The 10,430-nt window shown below is 41.9% G+C and carries 7 protein-coding genes and 1 pseudogene; 3 read left to right on the forward strand and 5 right to left on the reverse strand.

The window, feature by feature from the left end; genetic code table 11:
• Nucleotides 1–52: 52 nt before the first annotated feature.
• The 4 genes from J2Y37_RS15675 to J2Y37_RS15690 form a co-directional block, all read right to left on the reverse strand.
• Nucleotides 53–1,693: a hypothetical protein gene (locus J2Y37_RS15675; RefSeq protein ID WP_349033403.1), complete on the reverse strand. Its 1,641-nt coding sequence runs from the start codon at nt 1,691–1,693 to the stop codon at nt 53–55.
• 900 nt (nt 1,694–2,593) lie between these two features.
• The gene (locus tag J2Y37_RS15680) at nt 2,594–4,093 is read right to left on the reverse strand and encodes a sodium:proton antiporter (protein ID WP_349033404.1); all 1,500 of its coding nucleotides are present in this window, start codon (nt 4,091–4,093) and stop codon (nt 2,594–2,596) included.
• A gap of 131 nt (nt 4,094–4,224) precedes the next feature.
• Nucleotides 4,225–5,118 (reverse strand): neutral zinc metallopeptidase, encoded by an 894-nt coding sequence (locus J2Y37_RS15685; protein WP_349033405.1) that lies wholly within the window; start codon nt 5,116–5,118, stop codon nt 4,225–4,227.
• A gap of 37 nt (nt 5,119–5,155) precedes the next feature.
• Complete coding sequence (locus J2Y37_RS15690) at nt 5,156–6,079, reverse strand: DUF808 domain-containing protein (protein ID WP_349033406.1); 924 nt, start codon at nt 6,077–6,079, stop codon at nt 5,156–5,158.
• Nucleotides 6,080–6,243: 164 nt separating this feature from the next.
• Here J2Y37_RS15690 and trpS point away from each other — a divergent pair, with 164 nt between their 5' ends.
• The 3 genes from trpS to J2Y37_RS15705 all read left to right on the forward strand — a co-directional run bounded on the left by trpS (nt 6,244) and on the right by J2Y37_RS15705 (nt 10,060).
• Complete coding sequence (gene trpS / locus J2Y37_RS15695; RefSeq protein ID WP_005195577.1) at nt 6,244–7,257, forward strand: tryptophan--tRNA ligase; 1,014 nt, start codon at nt 6,244–6,246, stop codon at nt 7,255–7,257.
• A 416-nt stretch (nt 7,258–7,673) separates the two neighbouring features.
• Nucleotides 7,674–8,318: a YqiJ family protein gene (locus tag J2Y37_RS15700; protein WP_241322252.1), complete on the forward strand. Its 645-nt coding sequence runs from the start codon at nt 7,674–7,676 to the stop codon at nt 8,316–8,318.
• 32 nt (nt 8,319–8,350) lie between these two features.
• Entirely contained in the window at nt 8,351–10,060 is a 1,710-nt protein-coding gene (locus tag J2Y37_RS15705; protein ID WP_241322250.1) for a flotillin domain-containing protein, read from the forward strand.
• A gap of 71 nt (nt 10,061–10,131) precedes the next feature.
• Here the strand turns inward: J2Y37_RS15705 and J2Y37_RS15710 are convergent.
• A pseudogene (locus J2Y37_RS15710) lies at nt 10,132–10,430 on the reverse strand (succinate--CoA ligase subunit alpha); the annotation flags it as partial.

The following is a 10,430-nucleotide window of genomic DNA, read 5'->3' on the forward strand; positions in this document are numbered from 1 at the left end:
ACACCATCAATGGTGACAACCACGGTCGCTTCTGGATCATCAACTGTACCTGTCAATTCAGGTGTGTTGTCGTTGGTGACCACTTCATCAAGCGTGACCACTGGAGCTTCAGTATCTGAATCACTATCCGCGTCGGCATCAGCATCCGCGTCGGCATCGGCATCCGCGTCGGCATCAGCATCAGCATCAGCATCGGCATCAGCATCCGCGTCGGCATCAGCATCAGCGTCGGCATCGGCATCAGCATCAGCATCAGCATCAGCATCCGCGTCGGCATCAGCATCAGCATCCGCATCAGCATCCGCGTCGGCATCAGCATCAGCATCGGCATCAGCATCCGCGTCGGCATCAGCATCAGCATCGGCATCAGCATCCGCGTCGGCATCGGCATCGGCATCGGCATCCGCGTCGGCATCAGCATCAGCATCAGCATCAGCATCGGCATCGGCATCGGCATCGGCATCCGCGTCGGCATCGGCATCGGCATCGGCATCAGCATCCGCGTCGGCATCAGCATCAGCATCAGCATCAGCATCGGCATCGGCATCGGCATCGGCATCGGCATCCGCATCAGCATCCGCGTCGGCATCAGCATCAGCATCGGCATCAGCGTCGGCATCAGCATCCGCATCAGCGTCAGCATCCGCGTCGGCATCAGCATCAGCATCGGCATCGGCATCAGCATCCGCGTCGGCATCAGCATCAGCATCAGCGTCGGCATCCGCATCAGCATCAGCATCCGCGTCGGCATCAGCATCAGCATCAGCATCCGCGTCGGCATCAGCATCAGCATCAGCATCAGCATCCGCGTCGGCGTCGGCATCAGCATCCGCGTCGGCATCAGCATCCGCGTCGGCATCAGCATCAGCATCCGCGTCGGCATCAGCATCAGCATCCGCGTCGGCATCAGCATCAGCATCCGCATCGGCATCGGCATCGGCATCGGCATCCGCGTCGGCATCAGCATCAGCATCCGCATCCGCGTCGGCATCAGCATCGGCGTCGGCATCAGCATCAGCATCAGCGTCGGCATCCGCATCAGCATCAGCATCAGCATCAGCATCAGCATCGGCATCAGCATCAGCATCGGCGTCGGCATCGGCATCCGCGTCGGCATCAGCATCAGCATCCGCGTCGGCATCAGCATCAGCATCGGCATCGGCATCAGCATCGGCATCAGCATCAGCATCGGCATCAGCATCAGCATCAGCATCAGCATCGGCGTCGGCATCAGCATCAGCATCCGCGTCGGCATCAGCATCAGCATCAGCATCCGCGTCGGCATCAGCATCAGCATCCGCATCGGCATCGGCATCAGCATCCGCGTCGGCATCAGCATCAGCGTCGGCATCAGCATCCGCGTCGGCATCAGCATCCGCGTCGGCATCAGCATCAGCATCAGCATCAGCATCCGCGTCGGCATCAGCATCCGCGTCGGCATCAGCATCAGCATCAGCATCCGCGTCGGCATCAGCATCAGCATCAGCATCAGCATCCGCATCGGCATCAGCATCAGCATCAGCATCCGCGTCGGCATCAGCATCAGCATCAGCATCCGCGTCGGCATCAGCATCAGCATCTGCATCTGCATCCGCGTCGGCATCAGCATCAGCATCGGCATCAGCATCCGCATCAGCATCGGAATCGCTTTCGTCATTACGGTTTTTACTACCACCACTACTTGCTGCAGCAATAATTCCGCCTGCAACGAGTGGAACACCCCATAACCATGGGCTTATCCCACCATCATGGTAAAGCAACGGTGTAATTGAATCGATCGGTTGAAAAACAGCATCTGAAACTGGTGTCTGAATTACAGCGGGTACCGCAACGGGTGTTTCCTCCAGATAGACAGCCGCCTCCATATTCGGCTCGACATCAGCGTCCGCATCAGCATCAGCGTCTGAATCAGCATCCGAGTCGCTTTCTGAATCTTTGAATTTAGCCCAGATTAACTTCCCATCACTTCCTTGAAAGACCAAACTATTATCTAGGTTTTGATTATTGTCACTCGCAAAGAAATTCTGAATAACAATCTGTTCTCCATTTTTCAAAAAGACAACAGCATTCGTTCCATCTCTTTTAACTTGCGCAACGTCCTGAATATTTATTTTGACAAGTACAACAGCGGGTTGAGAGGGGGATAATACAGCCGTATTATCCATTGTATTAGAAAGCGTTTTATGACTTTCCTTGGAAATTATTTGTATTTCAGACATGGTCCTGTTCCTCAATTATAATGTATTTGTTTTCAACTGCTTATCAATTAAAGTGCTAAAATTTCACGTATTTTTGTATTTTTACATCCGATACAGTTATCACTTCTACTCTAAACCAATTTTTAAAAATGTTAAACAGTCCTCAAAAAAAAATAGTTTTGAGTGACAAGCCCGAGTTCACAAGAAAATTCAAGCTTTTATTTTTTAATATTTTTTTTTATTTATTTGATTTTTAAATTACATTAAAGCATCAATAGATATGAAAACTGTATTAACTTTTATTAAATAAATAAATCAGATTTAAACTACTCCTCCCTATATAAATAATCTATTTTTTATACGCTATATTAATAACTTAGCGTAGCAATTTAATATTAAAAATTTTCAGGGTCCTCCAAACGTCTAACTTCTTCTCGTTTATTTGGATGATGCATGGTTGCAACTCCATCCTCAGTCTTTTGATCTAATAAAACTTCTGGATTATAAATTGTAATAATTTCTTTACCTGCCGAATCCTCACCAATAATGTATTTAAAACCACGTCGATTCATCTTATTACACATGCGTTGATAAAAACCCTTTAAACCCTTAGTTTCCGTATTCGGATTATAATAAAAAGCATTCATTACTGCTGGCAAGCCCAAACCACACACCACACCAGATAGCAATACGCTAATAAAAGTATAACCAATTAAAATACTACTATAGGCGCTAAGTGCAGGAATATTTGCAACAGCAAGAATCAATGCTAGCGAAATACCTCCTCTCACACCACCCCAAGATAAAATCGCTAGACTCCCGTTATAACTCTTTTTACGAAACGAAGGGAACAAAGCAAATGCAGAAAAATTCGCGACGAATCTAGATAAATGCAAGATAAGGAAAGCAATAACGCCTCCAATAATCAAACCTGCATTTAAGTCTAAAATAAATAACTCTAAACCAATTAAGGTAAAAAGGAATGAATTAATGATCCCTTCGACGGTATGCCAAAAGTGATTCACCTCACGTATTTCGCGCTGCTCACGAATTTCATGCCATTTGTTCCCAACAATCAAACCACCAATAACACATGCAATAGGCGCCGAGGCATGAGCAAATAAAGCAACGAGATACGAACCGCTTGCAAGTAAAGCCGTGGTTAAAATCAATGATTCCATTTCATGCTTGCCACGCAACAAACGCAAGATACCCAACCCAAATGCAAAACCAATGATCACAGCAACAATAATTTCATATAACAAGGTTTCAACTGTTGCGATTAATGAAAAGTGTTCACCCTGTATAACATTGAGCAACGTCATAAATAAGGCAATACACATTGCATCATTAAACAACGACTCGCCTTCTAGCTTAACCATTAGATGATGTGGTGCACGAATCGAGCTCAACACCCCTTTAACACCAATGGGATCAGTTGCACCCAAGGCTGCGCCAAGGAGTAATAAAACAATAAATGGGACATGATAGCCAATCAGCCATTGAAATAAATATAATAACCCAGCATAAAAACCAGCACAGAGTACCAATGCAATCGTGGCTAAAATACTTATTGGCTTCCAATAATTCCTTAAGTCTGAGATCTTAAATTTCAAAGCGGATGAAGTTAAGATAAAACAAATTACACCGTTAATTAAAAAATCGTAAAAGTCGATATTTCTTACAGCAGCTTCAATATTATGAATATTAATAGTAATAAACTGATTACCACTCAATAAACTTGCACCCCACTGCAATATAAAAACAAAAATTGCAGAAACGATAGGCACACCTATGGCTTGTGGGAAACCCAATATACGTTTATTAAAAATAGTCGTTGCTATGGATAATGCAAAAATCACCGTTAATGCTTGTAAAAGAATATAATTACCCATACAACCTCTTTATTGTTCTCAACTCAAAACACTACATTTCATCTAAATTTTAAAAATATCATTCGCTAGACTTTAAAAAATCAATAGAAACCCTCTGTACAAATAAGAAACAAATGAAAAATATCAGCTACTTAGCCAAAGGTATTGCATTGATTAATATCACCTGATTTCAAACCTTGCTGAAACCAATGCATACGCTGCTCGCTGCTACCATGAGTAAAACTATCTGGTACGACCTGCCCCGTAGCACGTCGCTGTAAATAGTCATCACCAATCTTTTTGGCAGCATCCATCGCTTCTTCAATATCCCCTTGCTCTAGAAACTGAGTGCGTTGATGATTTTGGTGCGCCCAAATCCCAGCAAAACAATCTGCTTGCAACTCCAAACGAACTGAAAGTTGATTGCCTTGAGTTTGACTCGCTTGAGCACGTGCTTGCTGCACTTGACTCGAAATACCCAATAAATTTTGAATATGATGTCCAACCTCATGAGCAATTACGTAAGCTTGAGCGAAATCACCCGCTTGATCTTGACGAGAAAGCTCTGTTTGATTTTGCTCTCCCGAAATGCCCATTTGCTGCCGCATATCTTTAAAGAAAGAGGTATCAATATAAACCTTCTGATCAGCAGGACAGTAAAATGGCCCCATAGCCGCTTGTGCCGAACCACAACCAGAACGAACTACGCCACTAAATAAAACCAACTTAGGTGGTTTATAAGTCATTCCTATTTGCTGAAAAATAGGTGTCCACGTATCCTCTGTATCAGCCAAAATGGTTCCAACAAAATCACTGGCTTCTTTTTGATCAGCGGTTAAGTTTTGAGGCACACTCCCATCTTGGGTAGGTTGAGCACTTGTCACTGCTTGGGTTGCCTGATAAGCCTGCTGTGGATCAACGCCAAAAAATTTCCATGCAACAAAAGCGATTACCAAACCTATAATACTAATACCACCAGCTTTTGCTCCGCCACCACCACGACGATCTTCAACATTGCTACTCACTCGACGACCTTTCCAACGCATAAACACCTCACACGCTTACAATGATGACGATCTCTTTCTAAGCAGATGCTTTTGACCATGCTTTTTGAATAAGACCCACGACAATCAATACAATCACACCAGCAACTAAACCGATCCCAAAATTGATCAATGTCGGTGTTACAGCACCAATGATTGAGCCGACACTAGGAATAAGTTCTAAATGATCTACTGTTTCTTCAGTCAAATGATGTAGCAATGGAATCGTATGTGTGATGATGCCGCCACCGACTAAAAACATCGCAATCGTCCCAACAATAGATAAAGTTTTCATTAAGACAGGGGCAAAAGCGAGTAATCCACGTCCTATTTTATTTTTAAATTCAGAAACTTGTTGGGTTAAATACAAACCTAAATCATCAATTTTTACAATCATCGCGACGAAACCATAGACCCCAATGGTCATGGCAATTGCAATAACACTTAATACTGACACTTTAGTCATAAATGCTGCTGTTGCAACGGTACCTAACGAAATCACCACAATTTCAGCAGATAAAATAAAGTCGGTACGAATTGCGCCCTTTACTTTTTCTTTCTCAAACTTCTCTAAATCAACCTCTACTTCTTGTAGGCTTTCATTTGCTTCTTCTGCCGTTTTTGCTTTTTTATGGTGGAATGTGTGGACTACTTTTTCCACGCCCTCATAACAAAGAAATAAGCCACCAATCATTAATAATGGGTTAATTAACCATGGGGCAAAAACACTAATCAACAACGCTAATGGGACTAAAATTAATTTATTTACAAACGACCCTTTTGCAACACTCCAAACAACGGGTAATTCGCGATCCGAACGAACACCACTCACTTGTTGTGCATTGAGCGCTAAATCATCTCCCAATACACCTGCTGTTTTTTTTGCAGCCATTTTGCTCATGACCGCCACATCATCTAATACCGTTGCAATATCATCGAGTAATAACAATAGACCACTGGCCATTTTATTTCCTAATTTGTAGTTATTTTTACTATTGTAGAATCACTCAATAAATTCACAACATTAATTTAATAAAAATTTGAAGCAATCGCTGACGAAAAAAAATTATTTACCGTACAATAATCCCAATCTTATATTGATCAAATCACTGAATCTTGGAACATATCATGAGTAATGCTGATAATCGCCCAATCATTTTGACAGGCGACCGCCCTACTGGACAACTTCATCTCGGACACTTCGTCGGTTCATTACGTTCACGTGTAGGTTTACAAGATAGTCATCATCAACACCTTTTATTGGCGGATGCCCAAGCACTCACGGATAATGCTGATAATCCAGAAAAAGTACGCAATAACATTTTGCAAGTTGCGTTAGATTATTTAGCGGTCGGTATTGACCCAAGTAAAACCACCATTTGTGTACAGTCTTGTTTGCCTGCGCTCAATGAACTCACGATGATTTATCTCAACTACGTTACCGTAGCGCGTTTAGAGCGAAATCCAACCGTAAAAGCAGAAATTCAGCTTCGTAACTTTGAACGCGATATTCCAGCGGGTTTCTTGTGTTATCCAATCGCTCAAGCAGCAGATATCACTGCATTTAAAGCAACGGTTGTCCCTGTCGGTGAAGACCAGCTACCAATGATTGAGCAAACTAACGAAGTTGTTCGTCGTGTCAACCGCCAAATTGGTCATGATCTATTGCCTGAATGCAAAGCATTATTATCAAATATGGCGCGTTTACCGGGTTTCGATGGTAAAGCCAAAATGTCGAAGTCTTTGGGCAACACTATTGTGTTAAATGCTTCAGATAAAGACATCAAAAAAGCTGTGAACGCGATGTATACCGATCCAAATCACTTGCGAATTGAAGATCCAGGTCAAGTGGAAGGTAACATTGTATTTACTTACCTCGATGCTTTTGATCCAAACAAAGCAGAAGTAGAAGAGTTAAAAGCACATTATCGTCGTGGTGGTTTAGGTGATGGTGCGGTGAAAAAACGCCTAGAAGGTATTTTACAGGAGCTGATCGCCCCAATCCGTGATCGTCGTGCAGAGCTAGAGAAAGATCCTGATTACATCATGGATATTCTCAAACAAGGTACTGAAAAATGCCGAGATATTACACAGCAAACGCTGGATGAAGTAAAAGCAGGATTAGGATTATTCAAATTCTAATTTAGTTTATTTTTCACAAAAAAAGTCCACAAAATGGGCTTTTTTTGTATAAACACTTGATTTAAGTCTAATTTAAGAACTTTTCTTTAAAATCAAAAACTAACACTTTTTGTCACTTATTAACATCTATTAACAGTAGGTAACACGAATACCCATGAATCTGGTCAGGTTTTTAAATAATATAGCGAAGTAGGTTAGCAAACACTAATCTCATGACATTTCTCCTTTTCAACCGAAACTGTTTTAAACAGATTCGTTGTTCAACGCAGTGATCACCCCAATCATTGCGTTTTTTTTCGCCTGCAACAACGCGTAATTTAAGTTGAATTTAAAGTCACTTACATTTATCCTTATAACTGTTTTATTTTTATAAAAATTTATTAATTCTTTCAAAAAAAGAAATAAGAGTAATGCGAATGATTTTAGAACTCCTCACCCACCCATCCAATTTTATTTTTAGCATTGCATTACTGCTCTGTTTATTTATTGGTGTTCTTGAAATCATTTTATTATTACTGGGTGGCAGCTCTAGTTTCTTTGAACAATTTCTACCAGATAGCCTAACTGAAATCAATAATGCCGATGTCTCGATTGAACATTCAAATAACGTATTTACTCAACTTCTAGAATGGTTATATCTAGGTAAAGTTCCACTATTAATTTGGCTGATCATTTTTCTAACCGCTTATGGATTAACTGGCTTAATTATTCAGAATATTTTTTTCCTTTTGACTGAGCATTATTTTTCAGCTTGGTTGATCGCACCAGCATGTCTGTTTCTTTGTATGCCTATTGTGCGCTATAGCGCTGCTTTCGTTGCAAAAATTATCCCAAAAGATGAAACCACCGCGATTCATAGTGATGAACTGATTGGACTTACCGCACAGATTATTTTGGGGGAAGCAAAACCCAACTCCCCTGCTCAAGCGAAAGTTAAAGACCAATTTGGTCAGACACATTATGTCTTGGTTGAACCAGAACTTGATATTATATTTCATCAAGGACAAGACGTTATTTTAACGCAAAGAACCAAAATTGGCTTTCAAGCAATTGCCACTTAATTTTTTATATTATTTACATAGAGGGTATTTAAATGCTTACTTCAGCATTGACTGAAATTCTAATTATTACGGGTATTATTTTTGCTGTACTGATTTTTATTGGTGTTGTAATTGCTCGATTATATACACGTTCAAGTAAAGAAGTCTCTTTTGTACGTACAGGTTGGGGCGGTGAAAAAGTCATTTTAAATGGTGGTGCGATTGTACTACCAGTTTTACATGAAATCATTCCTGTAAATATGAATACTTTACGCTTAGAAGTGAAACGTGCTGCCGACCAAGCTTTAATTACCCGTGATCGTATGCGTGTCGATGTTATGGCTGAGTTTTATGTTCGCGTTAAACCAACGGCTGAATCAATTGCAACGGCTGCTCAGACGCTGGGTAGAAAGACCATGTCCCCACCTGAACTAAAAGATTTAGTTGAAGGTAAGTTTGTAGACTCTTTACGCGCAGTTGCCGCAGAAATGGCAATGGAAGAGCTACATGAGAAACGTGTCGACTTCGTGCAAAAAGTTCAGCAAGTGGTATCAGAAGATTTATCAAAGAATGGTTTAGAGCTTGAAACAGTGTCATTGACAGGCTTGGATCAAACCAGCTTTAAATTCTTTAATCCACAAAATGCGTTCGATGCTGAAGGTTTAACCAAGCTGACAGAAACCATTGAGGATCGTCGTAAAAAACGTAACGATATCGAACAAGATACGGATCTTGCCATTCGCAGTAAAGATTTAGAAGCTGAACGTAAACGTCTTGAAATTTCACGTGAAGAAGAATACGCAAAACTACAACAAGAGCGAGAAATTTCAATTCGAAAAGCTGAACAATCGGCTGAAATTGCGTCTCAAGAAGCTGGCAAAAAACGTGAAGCTGAAGAAGCACGTATTGCTGCTGAACGTGAAGTTGAATTGAAGCGTATTGCTGCGGCACGTGATGTTGAAAATGAAAATATTCAAAAAGCACAGCTCATTCAAAAAGCAGAAGTCGAACAAAAGAAAACCATTGAACTGGCAGAGCAAGATCGTGCCATTGCCATTGCTGAAAAATCTCGTGCTGAATCTGAAGCCAAAGCGCAAGCCGATAAAGCACGTGCTGAAGCAGTAAAAGCAGAAGAAGAAGTCATCACTGTACGTGAAACACAACGCGCAGAGCGTCAGAAAGCCGTTGAATTGGTTGCAGCAAAACAATCTGCCGAGAAAGATGCGATTGCGATTACCGTTGCAGCTGATGCAGGTAAAAAGGCCGCTGCTGATGAAGCTGAGGCAGTCCGTATTGGGGCAGAAGCCGAAGCTGAAAAAGTACGCTTAAAAGCAAAAGGTGAAGCCGATGCAAAAATATTGCTTGCTCAAGCCTTAGAAAAACAATACCAAGTTGATGCTGAAGGTACACGTGCGGTTAATGAAGCAGCCAACGTACTCTCTGCTGAACAGGTAGAAATGCAAGTACGCTTAGCACTTCTTAAACACTTACCAGATATTATTCGTGAAAGTGTTAAACCAATGGAAAATATTGATGACATCAAGATTTTACAGGTCAATGGTTTAGGTGGTTTTGCTGGTGGAAGCGGCGGATCTGGCGAAGCAGTTGAAAATAGCCAAGCTTCTTTATCTGATCAAGTCGTGAATAGTGCCCTACGCTACCGCTCACAAGCACCATTGATTGATAGCTTGATGAGTGAACTTGGCTTACAAGGCGGTGATATTAATGGTTTGACTCAGAACTTAAAGCCAAAATCTGAGTAATTATTTATTCGCCCCAATAAAAAACCCCAATAAAAAATATTGGGGTTTTTTTCAGATTAAAATCTAACGAATTACGCTAAACCTTTCTCTTTCAATACTTGCATCATTGTTGAACCAAGCTCAGCTGGACTACGAGTGTAAGCCATTCCCGCACGTTCAAATGCAGCGAATTTCTCTTCAGCAGTACCTTGACCACCAGAAATGATTGCGCCAGCGTGACCCATACGCTTACCTTTAGGTGCAGTTACACCAGCGATATAACCTACTACAGGCTTAGTCACGTTAGATTTGATGAACTCAGCTGCTTCTTCTTCCGCTGTACCACCGATCTCACCGATCATGATGAGTGCATCAGTATCTGGATCGTCTT

It is taken from the genome of Acinetobacter sp. 3657 (assembly GCF_031456775.1).
In the GTDB taxonomy this organism is placed as follows: Bacteria; Pseudomonadota; Gammaproteobacteria; order Pseudomonadales; family Moraxellaceae; genus Acinetobacter.